The organism is Pseudomonas sp. FSO-7 (assembly GCF_059579345.1).
In genome coordinates this window covers 3,616,589-3,641,751 of record NZ_CM184193.1, presented here as the reverse complement: position 1 = coordinate 3,641,751, position 25,163 = coordinate 3,616,589, and the positions used below count along the sequence as shown (strand labels likewise).

The 25,163-nt window shown below is 60.9% G+C and carries 20 protein-coding genes and 1 pseudogene; 14 read left to right on the top strand and 7 right to left on the bottom strand.

Going from position 1 to position 25,163, the window contains the following annotated elements; all coding sequences use genetic code 11:
* Nucleotides 1-1,323, top strand: coding sequence for an HlyD family type I secretion periplasmic adaptor subunit (locus AC515T_RS15860; protein ID WP_496529080.1), 1,323 nt, complete (start codon nt 1-3; stop codon nt 1,321-1,323).
* Between the two features lies 1 nt (nt 1,324).
* The gene (locus AC515T_RS15855; RefSeq protein ID WP_496529079.1) at nt 1,325-2,632 is read left to right on the top strand and encodes a TolC family protein; all 1,308 of its coding nucleotides are present in this window, start codon (nt 1,325-1,327) and stop codon (nt 2,630-2,632) included.
* A 237-nt stretch (nt 2,633-2,869) separates the two neighbouring features.
* On the opposite strand, the gene AC515T_RS15850 is transcribed toward AC515T_RS15855, so the two are convergent.
* The 3 genes from AC515T_RS15850 to AC515T_RS15840 form a co-directional block, all read right to left on the bottom strand.
* Nucleotides 2,870-3,433, bottom strand: a complete 564-nt coding sequence (locus AC515T_RS15850; RefSeq protein ID WP_496529078.1) for a cytochrome b — start codon at nt 3,431-3,433, stop codon at nt 2,870-2,872.
* A 106-nt stretch (nt 3,434-3,539) separates the two neighbouring features.
* The gene (locus AC515T_RS15845) at nt 3,540-4,994 is read right to left on the bottom strand and encodes an aldehyde dehydrogenase family protein (RefSeq protein ID WP_496529077.1); all 1,455 of its coding nucleotides are present in this window, start codon (nt 4,992-4,994) and stop codon (nt 3,540-3,542) included.
* Between the two features lie 39 nt (nt 4,995-5,033).
* A complete protein-coding gene (locus tag AC515T_RS15840; protein ID WP_496529076.1) occupies nt 5,034-6,407 on the bottom strand; it encodes an aspartate aminotransferase family protein in 1,374 nt (457 codons plus the stop codon).
* Nucleotides 6,408-6,622: 215 nt separating this feature from the next.
* On the opposite strand from AC515T_RS15840, the gene AC515T_RS15835 reads away from it, so the two are divergent.
* The 6 genes from AC515T_RS15835 to AC515T_RS15810 all read left to right on the top strand — a co-directional run bounded on the left by AC515T_RS15835 (nt 6,623) and on the right by AC515T_RS15810 (nt 14,100).
* Nucleotides 6,623-7,591: a helix-turn-helix domain-containing protein gene (locus AC515T_RS15835; RefSeq protein WP_496529075.1), complete on the top strand. Its 969-nt coding sequence runs from the start codon at nt 6,623-6,625 to the stop codon at nt 7,589-7,591.
* A 29-nt stretch (nt 7,592-7,620) separates the two neighbouring features.
* Entirely contained in the window at nt 7,621-8,361 is a 741-nt protein-coding gene (locus AC515T_RS15830) for an IclR family transcriptional regulator (protein WP_496529074.1), read from the top strand.
* A 364-nt stretch (nt 8,362-8,725) separates the two neighbouring features.
* Nucleotides 8,726-10,174, top strand: coding sequence for an APC family permease (locus AC515T_RS15825; protein WP_496529073.1), 1,449 nt, complete (start codon nt 8,726-8,728; stop codon nt 10,172-10,174).
* A 148-nt stretch (nt 10,175-10,322) separates the two neighbouring features.
* On the top strand, nt 10,323-11,579 hold the full coding sequence (locus tag AC515T_RS15820) for a DUF1173 family protein (RefSeq protein ID WP_496529072.1): 1,257 nt from the start codon (nt 10,323-10,325) through the stop codon (nt 11,577-11,579).
* Between the two features lie 66 nt (nt 11,580-11,645).
* Complete coding sequence (locus AC515T_RS15815; RefSeq protein ID WP_496529071.1) at nt 11,646-13,220, top strand: hypothetical protein; 1,575 nt, start codon at nt 11,646-11,648, stop codon at nt 13,218-13,220.
* A 169-nt stretch (nt 13,221-13,389) separates the two neighbouring features.
* On the top strand, nt 13,390-14,100 hold the full coding sequence (locus AC515T_RS15810) for a haloacid dehalogenase type II (protein WP_496529070.1): 711 nt from the start codon (nt 13,390-13,392) through the stop codon (nt 14,098-14,100).
* A gap of 9 nt (nt 14,101-14,109) precedes the next feature.
* Here the strand turns inward: AC515T_RS15810 and AC515T_RS15805 are convergent, their stop codons facing one another.
* Nucleotides 14,110-14,484 (bottom strand): winged helix-turn-helix transcriptional regulator, encoded by a 375-nt coding sequence (locus AC515T_RS15805; RefSeq protein WP_305467085.1) that lies wholly within the window; start codon nt 14,482-14,484, stop codon nt 14,110-14,112.
* A gap of 103 nt (nt 14,485-14,587) precedes the next feature.
* Between AC515T_RS15805 and AC515T_RS15800 the strand changes: the two genes are divergently transcribed.
* The 3 genes and pseudogenes from AC515T_RS15800 to AC515T_RS15790 all read left to right on the top strand — a co-directional run bounded on the left by AC515T_RS15800 (nt 14,588) and on the right by AC515T_RS15790 (nt 17,608).
* Nucleotides 14,588-15,706 carry an NADH:flavin oxidoreductase gene (locus AC515T_RS15800; protein ID WP_496529069.1) on the top strand — a complete coding sequence of 373 codons (1,119 nt, stop codon included), beginning with the start codon at nt 14,588-14,590 and terminating at the stop codon, nt 15,704-15,706.
* A 1,194-nt stretch (nt 15,707-16,900) separates the two neighbouring features.
* A pseudogene (locus AC515T_RS15795) lies at nt 16,901-17,221 on the top strand (methyl-accepting chemotaxis protein); the annotation flags it as partial.
* A 9-nt stretch (nt 17,222-17,230) separates the two neighbouring features.
* Nucleotides 17,231-17,608 (top strand): CZB domain-containing protein, encoded by a 378-nt coding sequence (locus tag AC515T_RS15790; protein ID WP_496529068.1) that lies wholly within the window; start codon nt 17,231-17,233, stop codon nt 17,606-17,608.
* 86 nt (nt 17,609-17,694) lie between these two features.
* Here the strand turns inward: AC515T_RS15790 and AC515T_RS15785 are convergent, their stop codons facing one another.
* The 3 genes from AC515T_RS15785 to AC515T_RS15775 all read right to left on the bottom strand — a co-directional run bounded on the left by AC515T_RS15785 (nt 17,695) and on the right by AC515T_RS15775 (nt 20,870).
* On the bottom strand, nt 17,695-18,588 hold the full coding sequence (locus AC515T_RS15785) for an alpha/beta fold hydrolase (RefSeq protein ID WP_496529067.1): 894 nt from the start codon (nt 18,586-18,588) through the stop codon (nt 17,695-17,697).
* 10 nt (nt 18,589-18,598) lie between these two features.
* Nucleotides 18,599-19,381: an SDR family NAD(P)-dependent oxidoreductase gene (locus AC515T_RS15780; protein WP_496529066.1), complete on the bottom strand. Its 783-nt coding sequence runs from the start codon at nt 19,379-19,381 to the stop codon at nt 18,599-18,601.
* A 70-nt stretch (nt 19,382-19,451) separates the two neighbouring features.
* Nucleotides 19,452-20,870 (bottom strand): aldehyde dehydrogenase family protein, encoded by a 1,419-nt coding sequence (locus AC515T_RS15775; protein ID WP_496529065.1) that lies wholly within the window; start codon nt 20,868-20,870, stop codon nt 19,452-19,454.
* Nucleotides 20,871-21,137: 267 nt separating this feature from the next.
* On the opposite strand from AC515T_RS15775, the gene AC515T_RS15770 reads away from it, so the two are divergent.
* The 3 genes from AC515T_RS15770 to AC515T_RS15760 are packed head-to-tail and all read left to right on the top strand — an operon-like array spanning nt 21,138 to nt 25,162.
* Entirely contained in the window at nt 21,138-23,459 is a 2,322-nt protein-coding gene (locus tag AC515T_RS15770) for an enoyl-CoA hydratase-related protein (protein WP_496529064.1), read from the top strand.
* A complete protein-coding gene (locus AC515T_RS15765; protein ID WP_496529063.1) occupies nt 23,456-24,682 on the top strand; it encodes an acyl-CoA dehydrogenase family protein in 1,227 nt (408 codons plus the stop codon). Before AC515T_RS15770 ends, AC515T_RS15765 begins: the two co-directional genes overlap by 4 nt.
* A gap of 57 nt (nt 24,683-24,739) precedes the next feature.
* Nucleotides 24,740-25,162 (top strand): Zn-ribbon domain-containing OB-fold protein, encoded by a 423-nt coding sequence (locus AC515T_RS15760; protein WP_496529062.1) that lies wholly within the window; start codon nt 24,740-24,742, stop codon nt 25,160-25,162.
* Nucleotide 25,163: the final 1 nt, after the last annotated feature.

The window sequence follows — 25,163 nt, the reverse complement described above, 5'->3', positions numbered from 1 at the left end:
ATGAGCCATTACATGCAAGACAGTCAGCACTCATCCACAGCGTTGCCCGTCGATGACAGGCCGATACGCCGCGTCGGCTATCTCATGCTGCTAGTCACTTTCGGCCTGTTCGGTGGTTGGGCGGCATTGGCCCCCCTCGACAGTTCGGCACTTGCGCCGGGCGTGGTCACGGTCAAAAGTTACCGCAAGACGGTGCAGCACCTGGAAGGTGGCATCGTGCGCGAACTGCGCGTGCACGACGGGGACCTGGTGAAAACCGGCGATGTGTTATTGGTGCTCGACAACACCCAGGCGCGTTCGGAAATGGAAACCACGCGCAGCCGGTTGATCGCCGCGCTCCAGTTGCAGGCCCGGTTGGAGGCAGAACGTGACGCGCTGCCTGAGCCTGTGGCGGTGTCGACCCTGGATCCCGCTGACCCGCGAGTGCAAGAGGCCCGCGACAGTGAAGCACGAATTTTCCAGACTCGACGGACCTCGTTGCTGGGTGAAATCGGTTTGCAAGAGAAGACCATCGGACAAATCGAGGAGCAGATTCGCGGGTTCAAGACCATCATCGCCAGCAAGCAAATGCTGGCGGCCTCTTATCAAGACGAAATAGTCGATCTGCGGGCACTGCTTGCCGAAGGCTACGTGGACAAACAGCGTCTGCGGGAGCAGGAGCGCAGCCTCGCCCGCCTGCAAACCGAAATAGCCGAGAGCCAGTCCGAGATCGCGCAAGCGCGAGTCCATGTCGACGAGGCGAAGTTGAAGATCCTGCAATTGAAAAAGGCCTTCGCCAGCGAAGTCGCCGGCCTGCTGGGCGATGCGCGGACCAAGGTGTATGAGTTGCGCGAGCGACTGGCCACCTTGCAGGACCGCGATCAGCGTACCGATATCCTGGCGCCCGAGTCCGGAATGGTCATGGGCATGACCGTCCACACCCTCGGTGCCGTGGTCAGCCCGGGCACTGCGCTGCTGGACATCGTCCCGGCCAACGAGGAACTGATCGTCGAGGCGCAAGTGTCGCCGATGGACATCGACCGCATCGCATTGGGCAAGTTGGCGGACATTCGTTTCAGCGCATTCAAGAGCAGCACCACGCCCGTCATCGAGGGGCGGCTGGTGCAGATTTCCGCCGACCGCCTGGTCAACAAGGACACCGGCACGGCTTATTACCTGGCACGCGTGGCCCTCACGGACAAAGGGCGCCAGACGTTGGGCAACCTTACCCTGGTGCCGGGAATGCCGGTCGAAGTACTGGTCAATACGGGCGAGCGGACGCTGTTGCAATACTTGATGCAACCCGCGAGCAATGTGTTCGCTCGTTCGTTGATCGAGGACTGAGATGAAGTGCCTGATTTCCCTATGCCTGGTTCTCATGCCACTGGGAGTCCTCGCTGACGACACTTATGTCGACCTTTGGCAATTGCACCAGGAAGCGCAGGGGGCTGATCCGCGCGTCCTGCGGGCACAAGCCCTGAGCCGAAGCGACGAGGGCAAGGAGCGGGCGGCCTTCGGTCAATTGCTGCCGCAACTCAACGCCAGCGGCAGCGTCAACCGCAGTCGGCGTGACGACGACCTGAACCGTATCCAGTACAACGGCAAGCGCATGGCCGTGGTGCTCAATCAGGTGATCTACGATCCGCAGGTCTGGCGCAGTTACCAGAAGTACATCGAGTTGGCCCGGCAGAGTGGCTACGAGTCGACCGATACCCAGGTGCAGGCCAGCATCGATCTGTCCGAGCGCTATTTCGCCGTGCTTGCGGCGGAAGACGAGCTGTCGCTGGTGCGCAGCGAACTGCAGGCGACGGAGCGTAACCTCAAGCGGGTCAAGGCCTTGTATGCGCGACAAATGGCGATGGTGACCGACGCACTGGATCTGGAGGCGCGAGTGGATGCGCTCAAGGCTGACGAGATCGAAGCCAGCAACAAGGTCCTGGTCAGCCGTGAAGCGATTTCCGAACTGGTGGGGCGCGATGTCAGCGAGCGGTTCAAGCGCATCGGTGACAATCCAGCCTTCAGCCTGCCGGCGCAAGCGCAGGACTATTGGGTGCAGACGGCACTCGACAGCAACCCGGCGCTGCACGCCCGGGAGCACAGCGTCCGCGCCGCCGAGGCGGCCATCGCTGAAAACAAGGCAGGGCATCTTCCCCGGCTGGGCCTGAACTTGACGGCGCAACGCAGTGATATCGGCTATGAAGGCGCCGTGACGCCTCGCTCGGACAACCTCGTTGCCTCCCTGGACTTGCAGATGCCGCTCTACAGCGGCGGTTCCACCCGCGCACGGGTATCGAGTTCCGAAAGTGACAAGGAGGTCGCCCAGCAAGAACTGGAGGCCTTGCGTCGTCAGGTCATCAAGGAAACCCGCACGGCTTATCTCGGCATGAGCGCCGAACTCAGCCGGACCAAGGCAACACGGCGTGCGCTGGAGTCCGCCGAGAAGTCACGCTTGGCCACGGAAAAAGCCTTTGGCTACGGTGTCAAGAATGCCGTCGATGTGCTGGATAGCATCAAGGAAGAGTTTCGTGCACGGCGTGATTACTATCAGTCCCAATACAAGTTCGTGACCAGTTTGCTGGTGCTGCATCGCTGGAGCGGTCGATTGGGAGATGGGGATATTCGCCGGGCCAATGAGTGGCTGGTTACGCCATAGTGGGTGGATTCAAGATGTGCTCGTGGGAGCTGCCCTGGCGCTGGCGTTTCTGTGCGTCGTATGTGCCGAAGGCAGGGCCAAGGCTCACGGGTTTGCCCTTGTGGGTTTTCGTCGCATCGATGTCGAGCGCTGCAACCCCTGCGGTTTTGCCCAGTTGCCGGGGAGGGTGACCTTCTGAGCCGCAGGCGCCACCAGCGGTGGCGCTTTCCTGCGGGAAAGGTGATTGAGACGGGACGGTCACAGCATGCGGCGCAGGACGTCGTTGCGAGGGTCCGGGTCGAAGAAGCGGTGTTTGAGGGCGCCGACGACATGCAGCAGGATCAGGCCGAGCAGGGTATAGGCGAGTACTTTGTGCAGCCACTGGAAGACGACGAACCAGTCGTCATTTTTCGGTAGCAGCTCCGGCAGGTTCACGCCAAAAAAGAATACCCCGTCGCTCATCGTGTAGGTGCTCGACATCGAATAACCCATCAACGGCACGATCACGATCAGTACGTACATGGCACGCTGCACAAGTTGTGACAAAAACCGCTCATGCCCGGCCAGTGTTTCCAGGGGCTGTGGAAGCTTGGAGGTGCGCCAGCGTAAGGCGATCTGGACCAGGACCACCAGGAATGCCAGTACCCCAAAGGATTTGTGCCACGGGTAATAGAGCTCATATTTGCTCGCCACTTCGTCATCCAGACCGGTCATGTACCAGCCTGCCCAGAGGAGGCCGGCGACGAGCACGGCACGTACCCAGTGCAAGATCCGCAGGGACGTCGGATACCGATCAATTATTGTTTGATTTGCCGGATTCATCGCGGTCTCTCCATCCATCATCAAGGCATCGAAAAATGCACGTTTGAACGGCCACCCTCCATGACACAGGGACTTGGAGGGTGGACGGGTCAGTGCGGGTTTATCCTCAGCTAGGCAACAGCACGGTAATGACCTTCTCCTCGGTGTAGGCCAAGGCGCCGCTGAATCCGCCTTCTCGGCCAATGCCGCTGGCCTTGACGCCACCCCAGGGCAGGTTGGCGTCCAGCGGGCTCCAGCAGTTGATGCCTACGGCGCCGGCCTTCACCGCCGCGGCCACGCGATGCGCCCGCGCCAGGTCGCTGGTCCAGACCGTGGCTGCGAGGCCGTAGTTGGAATCGTTGGCCAGTGCGACCGCCTCATCCTCGCTGTCGAACGTGATCACCGTGCCGACCGGACCGAAGATTTCGTCTTGGGCGATCGCCATGTCATTGCGGGCGTTGGCGAAAATGGTCGGCCGGACGAACCAGCCCTGCTCAGGGTTCGATACCCCGCCGGCCAGCAGGGACGCACCTTGGTCGATGCCCAGTTGGATGTAGCGGTTGACGCGATCCAATTGGGCTTTCTTGGCCACCGGCCCCATCTGCACGCCGGGTTGGCGAGGATCGCCCACCTTGACGGCGCGCGCGGCATCGGCCAGCGCTGCGGCGAAGCGATCGGCGAGGCCGCGTTGGACCAGGATGCGCGAGCCGGCCGCGCAGACCTGGCCCTGGTTGGCGAACAGGCCGAGGGAGCAGCCGAACAGCGCGTCGTCGAAGGAGGCATCGTCGAAGACAATCTGCGGACTCTTGCCGCCCAGCTCCAGGGCCACGCGCTTGAACAGCACGCCGGCGGTGCGCTGGATCTCGCGTCCGGCTTCGGGGCTGCCGGTGAAGCTGATCTTGTCGACATGGGGGTGTTCGCACAGGGCGCGACCCACCTCGCTGCCGTAGCCGGTGACCACGTTGATCACGCCATCGGGGAAGCCCGCTTCCTGGGCCAGCGTTGCCAGGTGCAGGGCTGACTGTGGCGTCTCTTCCGATGGCTTGATGACCACGGTGCAGCCTGCCGCCAGCAACGCGGCGAGCTTCCACACCGTGATCATCAGCGGTGAGTTCCAAGGAACGATGGCACCGACCACGCCTACTGGCTCGCGTACTGTGTAGGAGAGGGACTTGGTGCCGAAGTAGCCGCCGGAGGGAATGGTTCGTCCCTCGAGCTGGTTGGCCCAGCCGGCAGAGGCGCGCAGGTTGGCGACCGCATTGGGCACGTCCAGCCGGCGCGGTTCGATTGGCGAACGACCGATGGCGTCGGCGTCCATATCGGCCAGCAGGTCGGTGTCGCGTTCCACCAGTTCGGCCAGTTTCGACAGCAGTCGAGCGCGCTGGGCGCCGTCAAGCTGGCACCAGGCGCCACGTTCGAGCTGGTGGCGTGCGGCGCCTACGGCACGCTCCACGTCTTCAAGGGTGCCGCGCGCGCAACTGCCGTAAACCTGTTCCGTCACGGGGTTGACGAGATTGATGCGGCGGCCGTCGGAGGCTTCGAAGGACGTGCCGGCAATGAAGTGTTTCAAGTGCTCAGTCATTTTTGAAGTCCATGAGTGATGGGCAGGAGTCGGGACATGTCACGCCTCCAGGGCGTCCAGGGCGTCGCCGAAGATGTCCAGGGCCTTGAAGAACAGCGCCCGTGAGATCGTCAGCGAGGGCATGACGCGCATCACGTTGCTGTAGCGACCGCAAGGAATCATCAGCACGCCGTGGCTCAGCAGGTAACCCATGAGTTGGCCGATCTTTTCCGGTGCCAATGGCGCCTTGGTGGTTGGGTCCGAGACCAGCTCGATCCCGATCATCAGGCCGCGACCACGGACCTCGCCGACCATCGGGCTGCCGAAGCCACGGATACGCTCCTGTGCTTCAAGCCCCAGGGTGTGGGCACGGTTGAGCAGATCGAGCTCCGGGTCCTGGAGGATGCTGATGTTGGTCAGCGCCACTGCCGCGGACAACGAGTTGGCGGCGAAGGTGTTGGGCATCGATCCGTCAGGAATCGCCGCCGCCAGGTCCGAGCGCATGATCAGGCCGGCCATCGGCAGGTCGCTGCCGATGCCCTTGCCAAAGGTGAGCATGTCGGGCTTCACGCCGGAATGCTCGACCGCCCACATCTTGCCGGTACGCCCCGCGCCGGACTGCACTTCATCGACTATCAGCAGCGCGCCGCTGCGGTCGCAAGCCTTGCGCAACAGTTGCAGGAACTCTGGCGAGGGCGGCACGTAGCCGCCTTCGCCCTGCACCGGCTCCACGATCACGGCAGCCACGTCATCGGCGGCGGTGTAGGGGGTGTTCAGCAAGTAATCCACGTACTCACCGGCGATCTGCTCGGCGCTTTTGTGCGTGGTGTCGAAGGGGAAACGGTAGGCATAAGGGTAGGGGGCGTGAATGACGCCACCCATCTGGGCACCGTAGCCCTTGCGGTAGGCCGTGCCTGTGGTCAGCGCGCCGGAAGCGTTCCACACGCCGTGGTAGCCACCATGGAAGGCGATGATCTGATGCCGTCCGGTGACGCGCTTGGCGAACTTGATCGCAGCTTCCAGCGCGTCGCTGCCGCTTTGCGTGAAGAATGTAATGCAGTCGCCGCGCAAGCCGTCGGGCGCGATCTCGGAGAGCTTGGCGGCCAGTTCGGTGCGCCGGGTGCTATTGACCTCCAGGGCGTGCATCAGCACTTCGGACTGTTCGCGAATGGCCTGTACCACCTTCGGGTGGCAGCGGCCTACGCTGCTGACGCCCACGCCAGCGGACAGGTCGATATAGGTATTGCCATCGGCGTCCTTGAAGGTCGCGCCGAACGCCCGGTCCATGGCCACGGGCATGCGTCCGCCGCCGCGGGCCATCGACTCGGTACGTGCCGACAACGCCAGGGCCTCGGTGGTCCTGGGGCCAGGAATGGCGGAGGTTATCCGCGGGGCATCCGCGAAATGGAGGGATTCAAGCTTGGCTTCACTCATGACGGTCTCTCAAGATGTCGGTTTCAGTGTGCCGATCATCCCCGTGGCCTGTTCCTGGCCGGTAGCCCGAATCGGCACATTGCGCGGGCCGCCTCGAGCGTCAGCACCGACGCACTGACATTGCCCAAAGAAAATTTGCAGAATTCTCTTTATGTGAGAATATCGCCAGGGAGGACGATATAAAAACAAGAATATTGGCCGAGGCTTTCGTCATCATGAAAAATCAGAACATCAGCCATTTCCACGACATTCATGTCCACGCCGCCACCGTCCAGGAATGGAGCCAGGACTACAACCAGTTAACCGCTGGCACGGCTGAGAGCTCACTTATCCAGTTGACGACGGCGCGCTGCCACGTATTTCGCGAGCAGATCAACCAGCGTGTCGTGCAGCACGGTGTGGCCCCACGGGGCAAGATGTGTTTCGCCGTGCCGATCACTGTCCCGGGTTCTATCCGGATGCAAGGGCGGGAAGTGGACGACAGCAGCCTGTTCTTTCTTCATGGTGGCGAGGAGTTCATGTTCCATATGCCGCTGGGCATGGAGCTGCTGGCGATCACCTTCGAGCGTGAGTTGTTCGAACAAGGCCTGGCGCAAACCGCGTCGGCCAAGGAAATCAGTCAGTTGCTGCGTCAGCCGGTGATCAAGGTTTCCACTCAACGCTATGCCGAGGCTCGCCGTCGAATGCTGGCGGCGTTCTCCCAGGCGCTTTTGAGTGAAGAACTCGACAATGCGCAAGACCGGGAATTGGCGCTGGAACAGACCATGCTCGGCGAGTTGCTGCAATTGATGACCGACCCCGCCTGCGACAAGCAGCAGCGCACGCCAAGCTCCACGCGCAGCTACATTGTCGAAAAGTGCCACCGCCTGGCGACCGCACAATTGAACAACGTGCCCAGCGTGGACGAGTTGTGCCAGCGACTCCAGGTCAGTCGCCGTACCGTGCAGAACAGCTTCCGCTCGGTGACCGAGACGACGCCGGTCAATTACCTGCGCTCCGTGCGGCTGAACGGTGTGCGCCGGACCCTGATGTCCACCCCCGCGTCGCGTCTATCGATTGGCGATGCGGCAGCCCAATGGGGCTTCTATCACCTCAGCCATTTTGCGGCGGAGTACCAGGCGCTGTTCGCAGAATTGCCGTCCCAAACCGCCCGCGCTGCCATCGGCGGTTGCGCCCTTGCTTGAGCATTTGCCTGCACAAGGATGTAGAAAAGATGAATAGCCTTCGCCGCCTGCTCAGGGTCTTCGACTTGTTTCGTCCTGAACAGCCGGTCATCGATGTGGACATCATTTGCCGGGAACTCGGCTACACGCCCGCCACCGCCTATCGTTATCTGCGCGAGCTCGGCGACGCGGGCTTCTTGAAGCGATTGCCCCGCGGCTACGCGCTCGGCCCACGGATCGTCACGCTGGAGCATCAGATGGCCCACTACGATCCATTGCTGGCCTGCAGCCGGGGTCTGGTCGACAAACTGGTGGCCGACACGGGCCTGGACGCGCTGGTTAGCGAGTGGCATGGCGATTCCGTGGTCAACGTGCTGATCCAGCGGGGTTCCGACGCCGGCCCCGTGGGTGGCGACCGGGGGCGGCCGATCGATCTTTTTCACAGCGCGACCGCTCGTGTCGTATTGGCCTATCTGCTGCCGCGCCAGATTCGCCGCATCTATGACGTCCACGCGAACCCCGCCGAAGTACTGCATCAGGGGTTGGAATGGAAGCCGTTCACCAAGGGGCTGCTCGCCATCCGCAAGCAGGGCTACTGCATCAGCGAAAGCGAGCTGCACCCGGGACGCAGCGGTGTCGCGGCACCGATCTTCGACGAAAAACGACGAGTGCTCGGGAGCATGACCCTGGTGGGGCGTAGCGAGCGGTTCCATGCGTTTCAGCAGGGCTACCTGTGCGCCCTGGTCACCGGCGCGGCGTCGGAACTGACGGCGCGCATTGCCTTGCAATGAAATGAAATGAGAGGGCCTCACGCCATAATGCCTAGTCAGTTAGGAGCAAACGGCATAAATCCTGTGGGAGCAAAGCTTGCTCGCGATTGCGGTAAACCAACCGACAACGATATTGACGACTCTGCCGCTATCGCGAGCAAGCTTTGCTGCCACAAGTTTGCAGCATAACTGACTGGCATTAGTCCCACGCCAGGCTTTTTTGAGGGGACCGTGCCGATTACCGATTTGGGCTAATGGGGCCTTCAGGGAGAGGCATAGGATCGAATCCAGCGTGCAACAAAAACAATAACGCTATTCGGTGACGGTGAGCGTTTGACTGCACCGATCCTACAGCGCCTGCCTCATACAATAAGGTCAAGAAAACATGAGTGTACCTCTCCCGGTCAATAGCTCCACGGAGCTCAAGCGTGGGGCCTTGGGTGTCGGCTTTATCATCTTCTTCGTGGTTTCGGCGGCGAGCCCTTTGAGCGTCATCGCCGGCGGCTTTCCCATTGGCATCATGCTGGGCAACGGCGCCGGCACACCGGCGTTGCTGATCCTGGCCTTGCTGGTGTTACTGGCGTTCTCGGTGGGCTACACCACCATGTCCCGGCACGTGACCAACGCCGGTGGTTTCTATGCGTTCACCTCCCGTGGCCTGGGGGGCCTGGCCGGTGGCGCGGCGGGGGTATTGGCGATGCTTGCCTACAACATCCTGCAAGTCGGGCTGTATGGCATGTTCGGGGGCGTGGTCAGCAGCACGATGGAAAGCGTATTCGGCCTGGTAATGCCCTGGTGGTCGTACTCGCTGATGGCGATGGCCAGCGTTGCGATTCTCGGCTATCGCAAGATCGACCTGTCGGCCCGGGTGCTGTCAGTGATTGTGATCGCCGAATACCTGGCGATCCTGCTCCTGGATTTCGCCATTCTTAGGACCGGTGGCGACAGCGGCATCAATCTCGATGCGTTTGATCGCAGTCACGTGTTCAGCGGCACGCCGTCGATTGGCTTGCTGTTCTGCTTCGCGGCGTTCATCGGTTTCGAGGCCACTACCATCTATGGCGAAGAAGCCAAGAACCCGCAACGTACCATCCCGATTGCCACCTACTGTTCGGTCTTGCTGATCGGTGGGTTCTACGCGCTGTCGGTCTGGTCGATGGTGATCGGCGTGGGGGCGGACAAAATCGTCTCCACGCTTCAGGCCTTGCAGGACCCGACGACGTTTATCTATGGCATGTCCGACCACTTCGTCGGCCCGCACCTGACCCAGGTCATCCGCGTGCTGTTCATGGTCAGCATCTATGCCGGGCTGCTGGCGTTCCACAATGCCGCGGCCCGTTACTTCTATGCGATCGGCCGTGACGGTTTGCTGCCCAGCCGGTTAGGCACCACCCATCGCGTGCACCAGAGCCCACACATGGGCTCGGCGTTGCAGAGCTTGATCTCCGCCGTGGTGGTGCTGATTTTCGCCGCCATGGATGCCGATCCGATCCTGCAACTGTTCGCCTGGCTGTCCAACTTGGCGACGCTTTGCGTGATTTTGCTGATGGCGCTGACTTCCGCAGCGGTCTGGGTCTTTGCCCAGCGCCATCCCGAACTCAAGCTGGGGGTCTGGCGTGGGTGGATTTTCCCCGGTTTCTCTTGCTTGGCGTTATTGGCGGTCCTGGTCATTGCGGTGGTGCATTTCGATGTACTGACCGGTGCGAGCAAGGCCTTGTCATACGGCCTCTGCGCGATCATTCCTGCGGCCTTGCTGGCGGGTGTGTTTCTTGCGGCGCGACTGCGCAAGGTGGAGCCGCAGCGGTATTTGGTGTTGGGGAGTCATAAGCTTTAGGAGCCTGCGCTGGGGAGCGGGTCGACAGTACAAGGGGGATGAAACCGAGGATTTATGGAGGTGGCTAGGCTTCTTCTCGCCAACTTCGTAAGCTTTGCCTCACTATTCACCGTCACAGCGGATCCGACGCCGACAAGAAAGGGACGACATGTCAGAGATTTACAGCGTGGAAGTGCCGGGTGCGAAATACCCGTGCACGAAAACATACCAGACGCTTGCCGAGAGTGCCGATCAATGGCAACTGCTGCTGAAAAATGCCCATGGCAAGCAGGCCAAGTGTTTATGTAAAGGCAACGGCTCAAAGCACCTCAATATCCGACACCTCAAGGTTCAGAAGCGGTACGTTCTCGCAAGGTATGCGAACACAGGCCCTGGGCATGCCTTGGATTGTCGCTTTTTCAGCGATGCCGAGTATCGGACCGGGCTGCAATCCTACGTTGAGGGCGTCGTGGTGGAGGGGAATGAGGATGACGTCACTGTTCGTCTCTCTCAAGCGATTCAGCTCAGGAAGAAGAACGATGACGCCGAAGCCAAAGTCGACCTCCCACTCAATCCTCAAAAGCCGGGGCGAACACAGCGGGCAATGAAGCTCCGGGGGTTGCTGGATCTGCTGTGGACGCGCAGTGATCTAAATACCTGGTTCCCCAAAATGGAAGGCAAGCGAGATGACTCGATTCTTCAATGGAAGCTCAAGCAAACGGCGGAACACATCAAGACCCATCGAATGACGCTAGACAACGTTCTTTTGTGTCCAGCACAAGAGGGGCCCAAGTGTGGAGCTCGAAACTTTGCAATTGTGAAACAGGCCGGTCGACTCAAGTACAGGCTGGTCACCGTCGGTGTGCTTAAGCCTCACATTGAGGGTGAGCCCGTAGATCAGATTCAGACCCTTTCGCTGATGAACAGTAAGGGCATGCCCACGATGTACCTCAACGGGCGTACTTGGTCGGATGCTCAAAAAAGCTTTGGTCGGGAGATTAATGCCTGGAAAAAGGGCGCCAAGACCATTGCCATCGCGTTTTTGGAATTGCGACAAGATAACAATCGTTATAGCGACGTTCTCGAGGTCGCTCTGATGCACGTGAGCGATATGCTGATTCCCTTGGACTCCGGTCTGGAGGGCAAGGTTGAAGCGATGCTCCGTGAGCAAAAGCGTAAATTCTCAAAACCGCTGCGTTTCGATGGCGACGACAAAACGATTCCTGACTTCTGGCTGAATGATCTGGATGACGAGTATCCGATGGAAGTGTTTGGGATGAACACGCCGGAGTATTTGCAACGCAAGGCCGACAAAGTTCTGCACTATCAGACTGAGTATTCACAACGCTTGGGGTGGTGGTTTTGGGATGCTTATCAGAACAGCGACGTGGCAAGCAGTCCTGCTCTGCCGCCTGCGACGAGGTAGTCGCTACGGCGGGTAAGTCTTGCGCCGCAGCCTGGCGCACTCGTCTCGTTTTGCTAACGACGCGGGATGGATCCGGTCATTGGCGAGCAGCAGGCACGTCAGTTATTTTTACTTTGGGACATTGGCAGGCCTATGGATCGTAAAGCCTTTCTCGCACAGCCGGATGTGCGAAGTTTTGTCGAGTGGCTTCAAGTGGAGCTTCCCGGGCTTGTTGTGCACCTACGGTTTCCGAAAAGCAGGTTTGTTGATGACGGGTTGAACCAGCAGGTCGTGGGCATCGAAAACGTGCACGCACTGTACTGTTGGGGAAGTGCTTGGCACGACGACCAGACCGGGGAGTGGGTGAAGTCCGCGGACTGGATCAGCACGAAGGCATCGCTCGATCTGCTTCGTACCCGACTGACGACAGCACTGACTTTGAAGTGCGATAGCGCTGCCTACAATGCTTGCCTCGCGGTATTGCAATGGGGTGGTGTTCGCGGAGCTATACCTTTTCTCCACCAGCTTCGTCGTCATGGGAAGCTCGTACAATATCTCGATAGCCGTATTCCGCTTTTTGACCTGAATTCCAATCAAAAGCTTTCCCAATTGGATGAGAGCAGCATCCTGCGCTTCGATGCGGGGCTGACCAAGATTCACTCGCTGCTCGACAGAACGGGGGCGCCGATCTACGACAGCCGGGTTGGTGCGGCGATCGCCATGCTGTATGCACTTTACCGTCAAGACAAACAGACGCCAGCGCAACTCAGTTTTCCTTCAGGTGCCGCGCGCGGGGCGCAGATCCGTGATCCTGGTGCATTCGGTTTTACCAGGTCGCCGCAATTCTTCTCCAAGGCTGTAGAGAGCTATTCATGGGCGCGCAGCCAACTGGAACTTGGTTGGATCATCCAGGCGACCCTGGCCGGGGCGCCTATGTTTAGCGGTTCGTTGCAAGAACGCAGTCATTGTTTCGAGGCTGCGCTCTTCATGATTGGCTATGACCTGCGCTGTTTTTTCTCGACATCGGTGATCAAGCGTACGGCGCCCAGGCTCAGCTACGGGCGTGAAAGAGGCCGGCTCCGTCGTTCCTGGGTGCCAACCAGCGTCAATATCGCGCAGGTGCTCGATGACTATCTGCAGTGCAGCCAGTCCGCGGGCCATGCCGTCGAATTGACTGAATTCAGGCAGTGGCAAGTAAAGGTCAGGGGACATGCTGCAGGTACGGCTCGGTCGTATTGCACGCTACTTCGAGCCAGCGAGTTTGACCTGGTCAATTTCGATCTTGAGGAACTCCAGCGAATCACCCACGGTGGGGCAGAAGGATTAGCGACCCTCAATGGTGGACGCGAGCAGTTCATTGCGGGGGATGAGCATGAACAGGTATTCCTGACCTGCGTGTATTTGTGCGCGCGGGTAATCGAAATGGCCCGAGAGCACTCGGTTCTGCCCACGAAAATGCTGATCCATGGAGGATTCGCCGGCAACAAGAGGACTGCGAACCTGATTATTCGCACGGGAAGGGCGCTGGGAAGACATTTCGATTTGCTGGACGATGTACGGCCAACCGCACTTTTCAGGAGGTTTTTCGGTCAGCCCTTGATTGAGTTAGACCAACAGTTGATGGTGGCGGTAAGAAACATTAAAACCGGTATCGGTGGATGAAAGTCGGGGCGGAATTGCGGAGATCAGTCGATGGCGATTGAAAATGGATAAGGCTAAGCTCATCAAGTACTCACGCCTCAGCGTGGTTTCGGACTGAGCCCACCGGTGGCGTCCAACGCCTCAGTGGCCGGCTTGCTAGGAGGTCGTAAATACCAGAGGGAGTCATCCAATGGCGCTTCCACGAGCGTTGGCATTTGATGTGTTCGGTACGGTGGTTGACTGGCATTCAGGCATTGCACGTGAGGCGAGTGCATTCGTGTCGACCTACCTGCCCGCTGTCAGCCCCGCAGAATTTGCAATGCAATGGCGCCGGTTGTATTCGCCAGCGCTGCGCGAGTGCATCAAGGGGCATGGAGGCTTCGTTGTCCTGGACACATTGCACTACGAGACGCTGGTCCAGCTGTTGACGACTTACGGTCTGGAAGTCGACCAGGTTGCCCCCGAGGTATTGCACACGCTTGCCCATGCCTGGCGCCGCCTGGACCCTTGGCCGGATGTGGCCGAGGGGCTGGCCCTGCTGCGCCGACGCTTTGCGGTGGTGACCTTGTCCAATGCCAATGTGGCCTTGATGGTCGCAATGAACCGGTACAACGGTTTGCAATGGGACGCGCTGTTGGGGGCGGAATTCGCACAAACCTATAAGCCGGATCCTGCCGCGTACCTTTCCACGGCAAGGGCGCTGGATCTGAAACCCAATGAACTTTGCCTGGTGGCCTGCCACCACAGCGATCTTGCGGCAGCCAGGGATTGTGGCCTGATGACGGCCTATATCGACCGGCCCATGGAATACGGTGGAGCACCCGCCCCCGATGCCGCCGACGCCCAGGATTGGGATTGGCGGGCCGATGGTTTCATCGACCTTGATCAAAAGTTTGCGTGACGGCGCCCGTCAGCTTACCTCCGCAGCCTCATCAAACTTCAACCGGGCCGCTTCAACCTCAGGCAATTTGTCGAGCGTCCATTTATGCAATTCGCGAAATGGCTGCTGCAGTGTTCGACCCAGTTGAGTGATCTCATATTGGACCGCCACAGGCGAGAACGAAATGACCTTGCGCGAGACGAGGCCATTTCGTTCCAGGCGCCGCAGGCACTGAGTCAGTGCCTTCTGAGTGACGCCCTCCAGGCGACGCCTGATGGCGTTAAAGCGATGCGGCCCGTCATCCAGCACCGCCAGAACCATCATTGACCACTTGTCTGCGATCTGGTCGAACAGCGCCCGGCTTGGGCACTCCGATGAAAAACATTGCGGCTTTAATTCCAGCATCGAAGTTTCCTTATATATACCTAGGCGACTCTAAGTGCCTAATTGACATTTGGTTTACAAAATATACTTATATGGCTTCCAAAAGCAAATGGGAGTCCATCCAATGTCAAACCTTGATACCAGCGTTTTATTCCGTCCTTTTTCCATTCGGTCGCTTGAACTGAAAAATCGGATTGTCATGTCGCCGATGACGAGGCAGTTCTCGCCGGAGGGCATCCCCGGTGAAGGGAGCGCTGCATACTACCGGCGGCGGGCTGAGGGGCGGGTCGGGTTGATCTTGTCAGAAGGGACCGTCGTTGATCGTCCCGCTTCACGTAACGGTTCCGGCATTCCTTTTTTCCACGGTGAAGCAGCACTCGCTGGATGGAAGAACGTGATCGATTCTGTTCACAAGGCTGGGGGCCGTATGGGGCCGCAACTCTGGCACACCGGCGCAGTGCGTGACGTCAGCGGCTGGGAGCCTTATGCGCCGGTTGAAAGCCCATCTGGCCTCGATTCGCCAAACGACCGGCGCGGTGTGGCAATGAGCGAAGAAGATATTGCAGACACAGTTGCTGCTTTCGCCAAGGCCGCGGCGGATGCCAAACGACTGGGTTTCGACACCGTTGAGATCCATGGGGCTCATGGTTATTTGATCGACCAGTTCTTCTGGGCCGGCACCAATCAGCGCACCGATCGTTATGGCGGACCGACGATCAAAGAACGCTCCCGCTTTGCCGCAGAGATCGTGACTGCAGTTCGTCACGCGGTCGGGCCCGAATTCCCTATCATCATGCGCGTTAGCCAATGGAAGCAGCAGGACTTTGGGGTGCGCCTCGCCGAGACGCCTGCCTTGATGGAAGACTGGCTGCTACCGTTGGTCGAGGCGGGTGTTGATGTTCTGCATTGCTCGCAGCGACGCTTCTGGGACCCTGAGTTTCCCGAAATTGATGGTGAAAACGGGCTGAACTGCGCAGGCTGGGCGAAGAAAGTCACTGGAGCCACAACCATTAGCGTCGGCTCGGTCGGGCTGGATAATGATGTGACTCACGCATTCGCCGGCCAAGGCTCAACCCCGGCGAGTCTGGATCGGCTCGTCGAGCGTATGGAACGCGAAGAGTTTGATCTGATCGCAGTAGGACGTGTTCTGCTGAGTGACAAGGATTGGGCCGCCAAAGTGGAAAAGGGCGATTATGCGGATCTGAAGGGCTTCAATCCGGCATCTTTAGCCGAATTGGTTTGAGCCTGAGTGGAGAGTGTGACGTCACAAAAGGTCTTAGCCTGAAGGCGTAAGCGGTCTGGCCTCGGATGGTGCGAGGCCGAGATTGCAATCTGTTGTTGAGTGCGCCATGACAGTTTCAATGACTGATGTGTTAAGGCCACTCAACATGGGGTTAACACTTTTTTCGGAGCTCGGTGGAATCTGTTACAGGCTATCCGGGTCGCCAAAAAACATTTTGACTGGGCTCTAGGACAATACTTTCAGGTAGGAAAAGTTCAAATATGCCCCCAGTTATGCCCCCAGTTGCATCAGGTTTGCGAGCGATCGCGAATGGCGATTTCTCACAAAGACCAAGATGGACTCGGATGGTATTCAGTGTACACGCCGGTATGGCCGGAAACTTGAGCCGCCAGCTATGGGCGCCGATAACCCTGTTCAACAGCACCCTGACAGTGCTCCAGGGATTTTCCATTTGCGAATCACTCGGCCCAAGAACATCGACCAGAGTGGCTGACATCTATTCTGGAGGCATTTCTGGCGGATTGATCAGTACGTAACGAGTCCGCCCGAACCCTGACGAATGACAAAGAAACCGGCCATTGAGCCGGTTTTTTGCCTTTGATACCGGACTAATGCGCCATGCATTGCTCCACGGCATGGCAACAAAAGGAGGTTCAGAGAAACTATCCGGGTGACGGTTTTGAGCGCGCGGCAGGTTTCAACCGCGATTGTTCGATGAGGTAGAACGCTGGCGGCTGCATGCAGATGAACGACACGATTCTGGAATTTGATCGATATAGGTACAGCATGAAAGTATGGTGGAAGAAGGCAGATTCACGCGGCGCTGAGGTTGAGCGTTTGAAACGAGCATTCGAGATTGCAAACCATGATCTGGAGGCCGCCAATGGTCGCCTCGCACAAGCAGAACAGCAGGTTGTCGAATGCCACGGTCGTATCAAGAAGTTCGAAGATCTGGCCGCCAATCTCGCTACCTTTTCGCATTCGCTGGAGATGACCCAGTCCTCCTTCGCCAAGTTGACTGGGACCATGGGCGATGAGCGGCAACACGCAGTACAGGCCCAGCTCATTTCTATGGATAGCCGCAATGCGATCGACCTGATTGCGGTCAACCTCCAGACACTGGCAGGCACTTCGGAAGAGGCCTCGCACAAGATCGGACAGCTTGATGGGCAGGCGCAGAAAGTCGGTGGAATACTGCAAATGATCAAGGAGATTGCTGACCAGACCAATCTTCTGGCGCTCAACGCCGCCATTGAGGCGGCTCGCGCAGGCGACGCCGGGCGTGGCTTCGCGGTGGTGGCCGATGAAGTGCGCAAGCTGGCCAAGCGCACTGCGGAGGCTACTGCGGAAATCACCACCTTGGTGGGGAAGATTCGTGTGGATAGCTGGGACAGTCGCGATCAGATCGCCTCCCTTGCAGAGCATTCAGCGTCATTCAGCAAGGATGGGCAGGCCGCAGCGGATACCATGAGACGTCTTCTGAGTATGTCTTCCACCAGCGAACAAACGGTCTAGGCCTCGGCGTTGCGCAGTTTCTGCGAGCTGGCGAAAGTTGATCATCTGATTTACAAGTTTCGCGTGTACAAGGTTCTGTTCGGTATTTCCAATAGAAGCGAATCCAGTTTTGCACTCCATACCCATTGCAGGCTTGGCAAGTGGTATTACGAAGGTGAGGGCAAGACCAGCTACGCCCAACTACCCGGCTACCGCGATACAGACAGTCCTCACAAGAAAGTCCACGACGCGGCCTTCGCGGCGCTGCGTGCTCATGCACAGGGCGATTCGGTTACCTTGTTGAAGGAGGTTGCTGTCATGGAAGAGGCAAGCCTGATCGTCCAGGATTGCCTGGAGCACATGGCTGAGAGCGGCGAGAGAGACACGCGTTTGCTGCAGTGTCACTGATGACATGAGCTTCGTGTTGTCGGAGGCAGCGGAACCGCAGTCGTAGATCGCTACTTTTTTTCATCATTGGTTTGGTGGGTACAGCGTCATTCATTGTGCCCGTTATCTGCTACGAACCCTGCCACCTCCCGCGCGAAATCCTCGAACCGGTCGTGATGCGGCCAGTGCCCCGCATTGGCGTACAGAACGACCCGCGCGTCGCTGAAGTGGTCGATGCGCCGTTGGTTGTCGGTCAGGGAGAAAAAGCTGTCCTCGCCCCACGGTAGCAGGACGGGGCAGCGTATCGCCTCGATCAGTTCTACCAGTTCCGCCTCGCTGCTCCAGAGCTGCGCAGGCTTGCGGGCGAAGTCGTCGAATTTCCAGGCGTAGCGGCCATCCTCCAGACGCCGGCTGCCGTGGCTGGCGAGGTGCTCGGCCTGGGCCGCGCTCAGGTTGGGATTGCGGCTGTGAAAGTGGACGAGCGCCTGTTCCAGGCTGTCGTAACGATGGCTCTGCCGCTCCGGCAGTTTCAACCGATACAGCGCTTGCTCGCGCAGGCGCTCGGCGCTGTTGCGGCGATGGTTGCGTTCGACATCCTCGGGCGCCGGGCCCAGTCCTTCGATGCACACCAGTTTGTGGACGCGCTCGGGGAACGCCGCGGCATAGCGCAAGGCGATGTAGCCGCCGAGGGAGTGCCCGACCAGGGTGGCGCGGTCCAGTCGCAGGTGTTCGGTCAGGGCCAGCAAGTCCCATAACCAGGCGTCGTAGGTGTACAGGCCGCTGTTGCTCCACTGGCTGTCGCCATGGCCGCGCAGGTCCGGGGCGATGATTCGCCAGTCGCGACTGAGGTGTTCGGCCACCCGGTCCCAGTTGCGGCAATGGTCGCGGCCGCCGTGGATCAGCAGCAGGGGCGGGGCATCGGCGTGGCCCCATTCGACGTAGTGCAATTGCAGGCGCTGCGAGGTGAAGAAGCGCGAAACAGGTTTGGGGGGACTGTTCATTGGGGGCTCCCTAGCGGGCGTACTGTGCGTCATCGACCCGCAGGCAGATGCCGGTGACGAATTCCGATTGCGGCGACACCAGGTACAGCAGGCTGCTGTCCAGTTGCTCCGGTTGTCCGGCGCGGCGGCGGGGCAGGCGGCTGAGCATGCGCTCGGCATGTTCCTGCAATTGGCCCTGAGTCATCTCGGTTTCGAACAGGCCAGGCGCGATGGCATTGACGTTGATGCTGTGGCGCGCCCATTCCATTGCCAGGGCTTCGGTCAGGCGTACCACCGCTGATTTGCAGGCGCAGTAGAGCGCAGCGTTCATGCCGGGGCTGTAGTGGAAGGCACCCACCGAGGCGATGTTGACGATCCTGCCCGGCCTGCCGCTGCCGATCAGGTGCCGTGCGACTTCGCTGGACAGCACGAACGGCGCGCGGACGTTGGTGAACAGCAGTTCGTCGATATCTCCGGCTGTCGTCTGCAACGCGCTGGCCGGGCGTCCGATGCCGGCATTGTTGATCAGAATGTCGAGGCTGCCGTGACGATGCACCAGGTCCTCGATCACCGCTGGCAGTTGCTGGCTATCACGGACGTCCATGACCTGGACGAAGGCCTGGCCACCAGCGTGCTCGATCTCGGTCACCAGTTCTCGCAGGCGCTGTTCGCGGCGTCCCGCGACGATGACGCTGGCGCCCGCGGCCGCCAGTACCACGGCAAAACGCCGACCAAGGCCGCTGGACGCGCCGGTGACCAGCGCCACCTTGCCAGCGAGGTCGGTGTGTAGCGTGACGGGGGGTGTGGAATCCATGGGAGTACTCCGGGCAAGCGCCGCCGCGGCCGGCCGGTTACGGCGGGTCGTGGCGGCGTACTGGGGTAGGTCAGGCGGATTTGGGGATGAAAATCGACTTCGGCTGGACGAATTCCATCAGCCCGGCCACGCCGTTTTCCACGCCGAAACCGGATTGCTTGTGGCCGCCAAGCGGAACGCCCGGCGAGGACTCCAGGTTCTGGTTGATCCACACGGTGCCCGTGTCCAGGCGCTTGGCGATCGCCACTGCCTGATCGACGTCCTTGCTCCACACTGCGCCCGCCAGGCCGTACTCGGTGGCATTGGCGCGGGCGATGACCTCGTCGATATCGCTGAAACGCAGCAACGGCAGGATCGGGCCGAAGGCTTCTTCGGTGACGACCCGGGCGTCTTCAGGCGGATTGTCCACCAGCGTCAGCGGCATGAAGTAGCCGGTTTCCGGCACCGGGCCACCCTCCAGCAGGGTCAGGCCGGCTTCCCGGGCTTCGTCGCGCATCTGCAGCACTCGACGGTATTGCGCCAGGTTCTGGATCGGACCGAAGACGTTGCCCTCGACCATGCCGTCGCCCACCGGCAGGTTTTGCGCCAACTGGTGCAGGCGGTCACGCAACTGCTCGTAGATGGCGTCATGGATGTACAGGCGCTTGCACGCCACGCAGACCTGGCCGCTGTTGAAGAAGGCGCCCATGAACAGTTGCTGCGCGATCTGCTCGACATCCACATCCGGCAGCACGATGGCCGCGTCGTTGCCGCCAAGTTCCAGGGTAATGCGCTTCAGGTCGCGGGCTGCCGACTCCATGATGCGCCGGCCGGTGGCGGTGGAACCGGTGAAGGAAATCTTGGCGAAGCCTGGGTGACTGGTCATCAGCGGCCCGAGGTGATCGCCGCCGCTGATGATGTTGAGCACGCCGGCGGGGAGCAGGTCGCGGGTCAGCTCGCCGAGGCGCAGGGTGGTCAGCGGGGTGAAGGGCGAGGGCTTGAGCACCAGGGTGTTGCCGGTGATCAGCGCATGGGAAATCTTCCACGAGGCCAGCAGGACCGGGAAATTCCACGGCACGATGGCGCAGACCACGCCCAGCGGGTCGTAGTGCACTTCGACCCGGCGCTGGGCGGTTTCCTCGACGATTTCTACGGGGGTGTCGAGCTGCGCGATACCGCGAATCCAGTGGGCGGCGCCGAGTATTTCCTCCTTGGCCTGGTTCAGTGGGCGACCGTGCTCGAGGGTAAACAGCCGGGCCAGTTCGTCGGCATGTTCAACCAGGCGTTTGGCGAAATGGTGGAGGGCTTGCTGGCGCTCGGCGCGCGGCGTGGCTTTCCAGCCAGGGAAGGCGCGCTGTGCGGCGGCGACCGCCAGGTCCAGTTCGTACTGGCCGGCATCCGGGGCGTGACCGATGACTTCGCCTGTGGCGGGGTTGATCACGTTCAGTTGGCTGGCGCATTCAGCGGACTGCGCGTCGATGGTCATGAGGGGCGTGAGGCGTGAGGGCATGGTTCGGGTTCCTGTAGGTTCTTGTTTTTCATGGGGGGCGCAAGCGCGCCGGATGAGCAGGCATTTACCTAAAATAGTTAGATAAACATCCTCCGTCAATCAGCCTTTGTCTATCGATAGTGGCTAAAAACAAAGACAGAAAGATGGGTATTTTCAAATTCAATCTATTGCTGTTAGATTAAATGGCACGTCCCGAGTGCGATCCCCCATCGTCCCGAGGCGCCAAGAACAATAAGGGCCAAGCCCCACCGCCTTGAGGATTTGCCGATGTCCCATCCTGCAACGACCGCCGTGATCATCGGGGTCGGCGAATGCGTCGATCGCCCCGATGACGTGCGCGACGCCCTCGAACCCCTCGCCCTGATGGAGCTCGCTGCCCGTGCCGCCAATGCCGACAGCGGCGCCGAACTGCTGTCGCACGTGCAGTCGCTGGAAGTGGTCGGCCTGGTCAGTTGGCGCTATGAAGATCCGGCGAAGGCGCTCTGCGCGAGGCTGGGCATCCAGCCTGATCGCGTGGTCAACGCCTCCATGGGCGGTGAAACCCCGGTGCGGTTGATCCACGAAGCGGCACTGCGAATCGCTGCCGGACAGGAGTTGACCTCGTTGATCGTCGGTGGCGAAGCCATGGGCTCCATCAGCAAGGCCCGTCGCCAAGGGCTGAAGCTGGATTGGACACCCATCGCCTCCCGCGAGCGTGCCTGCCGGTTTGCCAACGACTCCATTGCCACCCGTCCCGTAGCCCGCAGCCTGGGCATTCGCGAGCCGGTGCAGATGTACCCCTTCTATGAAATGGCCTGGCAGGCCCGACAAAAAAACAGTCCGGCCCAGGGGCATATCGACTCGTCGCGGCTGTGGGCACGTTTTGCCCAGGTCGCCGCGAGCAACCCGAGTGCCTGGCGCCGTGAAGCACCCAGCGCCGAACAGATCGCCGAACGCAGCGAAGACAACCGCCTGATCTGCTGGCCCTACAGCAAATGGATGGTCGCCAATCCCAACGTCAACCAGGCCAGCGCGGTATTGGTCACCAGCCTTGCCAAGGCGCGGGCGATGGGCGTAGCAGAGGATCGTCTGGTGTATGTCTGGGGCGGCGCCCTGGCCAGCGAGGCCGACGACTTTCTCGACCGTGACGACTACAGCCGCAGCCCTGCCCAGGAAGCGGTGCTCGAGGAGGCTTCGGCGTTGGCCGAGGGCGAAGCTTTCCAGCATCTGGAGCTGTATAGCTGCTTCCCGGTGGTGGTGAAGATGGCCCTGGAAAACCTTGGCCTCGATCCCGCCGATGGGCCGGCGCCGACGGTCTGTGGCGGCCTGAGTTTTTTCGGCGGGCCGCTCAACAACTATATGGGCCACGCCACTTGCGCCATGGTGCGGACCTTGCGAGACGCACCGTCGGACCTTGGTTTGCTGTACGGGCAGGGCGGTTTCGTCACCAAACACCAGTCGCTGGTACTGAGCCGTCGCGCACCGGCGCAGCCCCTGTCGCTGGACAGCAAACCGGCGCCGCAACAAGACGCCGTCCCGGCACTCGACCTCGACTATCACGGCCCCGCCAGCATCGAAAGCTACACCGTGCTCCACGACCGCGACGGCCAGCCGCGCCAGGGCGTGGTGATCCTGCGTACGCCGCAGGGCGCGCGAGCCATGGCGCGGGTTGGCGTCGATGACGAGGAGGCGATGGCGGTATTGCTGTCGGAGACTCACAACGCCATTGGCCGTAGCGGCCACCTTTATCAAGATGTATTCGGCAAATCGTGCTGGCGCCTGGACACCGAAGCCCGCCCGCGGGCGCTGCGCTTCACTCGCGTCGAGCGGCGCGGGCCGATCACCCTGGTGACCATCGATCGCCCGGGGCAGATGAATGCCTTGCACCGTGACGCCAACGCCGAGCTGGCGCAGATCTTCGATGACTTCGCCGCCGATCCGCAGCAATGGGTAGCGATCATCACCGGCGCCGGTGAGCGGGCGTTTTCTTCCGGTAACGACCTCAAGTACACCGCCATCGTCATGGCCCGCGGCGAGCAGGTGGAAGTACCCGTCAGCGGCTTTGCCGGGCTGACCTCGCGCTTCGATCTGAACAAACCGGTGATCGCCGCCGTCAACGGCCTGGCCATGGGCGGCGGTTTCGAGATTGCCTTGGCGTGTGACTTGATTATCGCCAGCCATAACGCCAGTTTCGCCTTGCCCGAGCCTAAGGTCGGGCTCGCTGCCCTGGCGGGTGGTTTGCTGCGCTTGCCGCAGCAGATCGGCTACCAGCAAGCCATGGGCATGATTCTCACCGGTCGCCACGTCAGCGCCGACGAAGCGCTGGAACTGGGCCTGGTCAACGAACTCGCCAGCCCCGCCGAACTGCTGCCCACGGCCCTGCGTTGGGCCGAACAGATTGTCGCCTGCAGCCCGATGTCGATCCGCGCTTCCAAGGAAATCGTCCGTCGTGGCCTGGAAACGCCCGAGCTGCGCGTCGCTTATCAGGCCCAGACCGGCTACCCGGCTACCCGTGCCCTGTTCCGTTCACCCGATGTCCTTGAAGGGCCGCGAGCCTTCGCGGAGAAACGCGCACCGCGCTGGGACGGCGGCAAGGGGAGCGCCTCATGAACCTGCAGTGGACCGCCGAAGAGCGGGCCTTCCGCGAAGAAGTGGAGGCGTTTTTCGAGCGCGAGCTGAGCGATGACCTGCGGGCTGCCGGACGCTGGATGACTAGCGTCTACGGTGACCACCAACTGGCCCTGCGCTGGCAGCTCAAGCTGCTCGCCCAAGGCTGGCTGGCGCCGTCCTGGCCGCTGGAGCACGGCGGTTGCGACTGGAGCGTTGCCCGGCACTATATTTTCGCCCAGGAAAAAGCCAAGGCCTTTGCGCCGCCCACCTCGCCCATGGGGTTGCAGATGTGTGCGCCGGCGTTGATCGCCTTCGGCACCGCCGAACAGAAAGCGTTCTTCCTGCCGCGCATGCTCAGCGGCGAGCATTTCTGGTGCCAAGGCTATTCCGAGCCCGAAGCCGGCTCCGACCTGGCGGCCCTGTCGATGCCCGCCGAGTATGTCGGCGGCGCGCTGCTCTGCCACGGCAGCAAGATCTGGAGCACCCACGCCCATGTCGCCAACTGGGTGTTCTGCCTGGTGCGTACCTCGCGGGAAGATCGCCCGCAGAAGGGCATCAGTTTCGTCCTGATCGACATGCGCAGCCCCGGCGTTGAGGTGCGCCCGATGGTCTCGCTGACCGGCGAGCACATCCAGAACGAGATCGTCTTCGACCGGGTGCGGGTACCCAAGACCCAGGTCGTGGGCCGTATCGGTGAAGGTTGGACCGTCGCCAAGTACCTGCTCGAATTCGAACGCGGTGGCGCGGCCTACGCGCCACAGATGCTGGCGCGCCTGCGTGAATTGCGGGGCTTTGCCCGGCAGGCACCGGGGCAGGCTGGGCGCAGCCTGCCCGAGGACCCGCTGTTCATGGCGCGTTTGGCGGAGGTCGAGTGTCAGGTCCGGGCGCTGGAAATGTATGAACTGCAGACCCTCTCGGCCCTGGCCAAGGGTGGTTCTCCGGGGGCGTCGGCCTCAGTGCTGAAGATCCTCGGCACCGAGCTGCAACAGGCAGTCACCGAGTTGGGCCTGGACGCTGCCGGCCATTACGGCCTGGCGTTCCAGCCCCAGGCCGGATTCCCCGGTGGTGCCGTCGGCATTGCCCATGGCGGTCCGGGCTTCCATGGCGAGCGGTTCGCGGCCCTGGCGCCGCTGCGTTACCTCAACGAACGGGCCGGCAGCATCTATGCCGGGACCAATGAAATCCAGCGCAACATCCTCGCGAAAACCGCGCTGGGACTCTGAACGGCGCCTGCGCCGGGGCCTGCGTGCGGGCCACCACAATAACAAGGGAGTCAAACAGTGAAAGGTATTGGTGCCGATGGCGAGTACTGGGCCGCGCTGGCCCAGGGGCAATTGAAAATGCAGCGCTGCGACGGCTGTTCCCGATGGAACTGGCCGGCGGTCTGGCGCTGCGGTGAATGCGGCGGCTGGAGCCAGAGCTGGCACGCGCTGGTGCCGCGTGGGCGAATTTACAGTTGGACCCGAACCTGGCACGACTTCGGCGCGCCGAAGGGGCTGGCCATTCCCTACATCAGCGTGGTGGTGGAGCTGGACGATGCCGGCGGCACACGCCTGCTCGGCACTCTGGACGCCAGTGCTGCGCAGCCCGTGATCGGCCAGCCGGTCACGGGGCGTCCGTATCACGACACGTTCGAGGGCGAAGCCCTGCTGGCCTGGCGCTGGAGCGCCGGCCCTGTCAACTCATCTGCCGAGGAAGTCTGAA

Bases quoted from the DNA above. Each gene is read 5' to 3' on its own strand.
- AC515T_RS15860 (WP_496529080.1), top strand. From the start codon at position 1: ATGAGCCATTACATGCAAGACAGTCAGCACTCATCCACAGCGTTGCCC.
- AC515T_RS15855 (WP_496529079.1), top strand. From the start codon at position 1,325: ATGAAGTGCCTGATTTCCCTATGCCTGGTTCTCATGCCACTGGGAGTC.
- AC515T_RS15850 (WP_496529078.1), bottom strand. From the start codon at position 3,433: ATGAATCCGGCAAATCAAACAATAATTGATCGGTATCCGACGTCCCTG.
- AC515T_RS15845 (WP_496529077.1), bottom strand. From the start codon at position 4,994: ATGACTGAGCACTTGAAACACTTCATTGCCGGCACGTCCTTCGAAGCC.
- AC515T_RS15840 (WP_496529076.1), bottom strand. From the start codon at position 6,407: ATGAGTGAAGCCAAGCTTGAATCCCTCCATTTCGCGGATGCCCCGCGG.
- AC515T_RS15835 (WP_496529075.1), top strand. From the start codon at position 6,623: ATGAAAAATCAGAACATCAGCCATTTCCACGACATTCATGTCCACGCC.
- AC515T_RS15830 (WP_496529074.1), top strand. From the start codon at position 7,621: ATGAATAGCCTTCGCCGCCTGCTCAGGGTCTTCGACTTGTTTCGTCCT.
- AC515T_RS15825 (WP_496529073.1), top strand. From the start codon at position 8,726: ATGAGTGTACCTCTCCCGGTCAATAGCTCCACGGAGCTCAAGCGTGGG.
- AC515T_RS15820 (WP_496529072.1), top strand. From the start codon at position 10,323: ATGTCAGAGATTTACAGCGTGGAAGTGCCGGGTGCGAAATACCCGTGC.
- AC515T_RS15815 (WP_496529071.1), top strand. From the start codon at position 11,646: ATGGATCCGGTCATTGGCGAGCAGCAGGCACGTCAGTTATTTTTACTT.
- AC515T_RS15810 (WP_496529070.1), top strand. From the start codon at position 13,390: ATGGCGCTTCCACGAGCGTTGGCATTTGATGTGTTCGGTACGGTGGTT.
- AC515T_RS15805 (WP_305467085.1), bottom strand. From the start codon at position 14,484: ATGCTGGAATTAAAGCCGCAATGTTTTTCATCGGAGTGCCCAAGCCGG.
- AC515T_RS15800 (WP_496529069.1), top strand. From the start codon at position 14,588: ATGTCAAACCTTGATACCAGCGTTTTATTCCGTCCTTTTTCCATTCGG.
- AC515T_RS15785 (WP_496529067.1), bottom strand. From the start codon at position 18,588: ATGAACAGTCCCCCCAAACCTGTTTCGCGCTTCTTCACCTCGCAGCGC.
- AC515T_RS15780 (WP_496529066.1), bottom strand. From the start codon at position 19,381: ATGGATTCCACACCCCCCGTCACGCTACACACCGACCTCGCTGGCAAG.
- AC515T_RS15775 (WP_496529065.1), bottom strand. From the start codon at position 20,870: ATGCCCTCACGCCTCACGCCCCTCATGACCATCGACGCGCAGTCCGCT.
- AC515T_RS15770 (WP_496529064.1), top strand. From the start codon at position 21,138: ATGTCCCATCCTGCAACGACCGCCGTGATCATCGGGGTCGGCGAATGC.
- AC515T_RS15765 (WP_496529063.1), top strand. From the start codon at position 23,456: ATGAACCTGCAGTGGACCGCCGAAGAGCGGGCCTTCCGCGAAGAAGTG.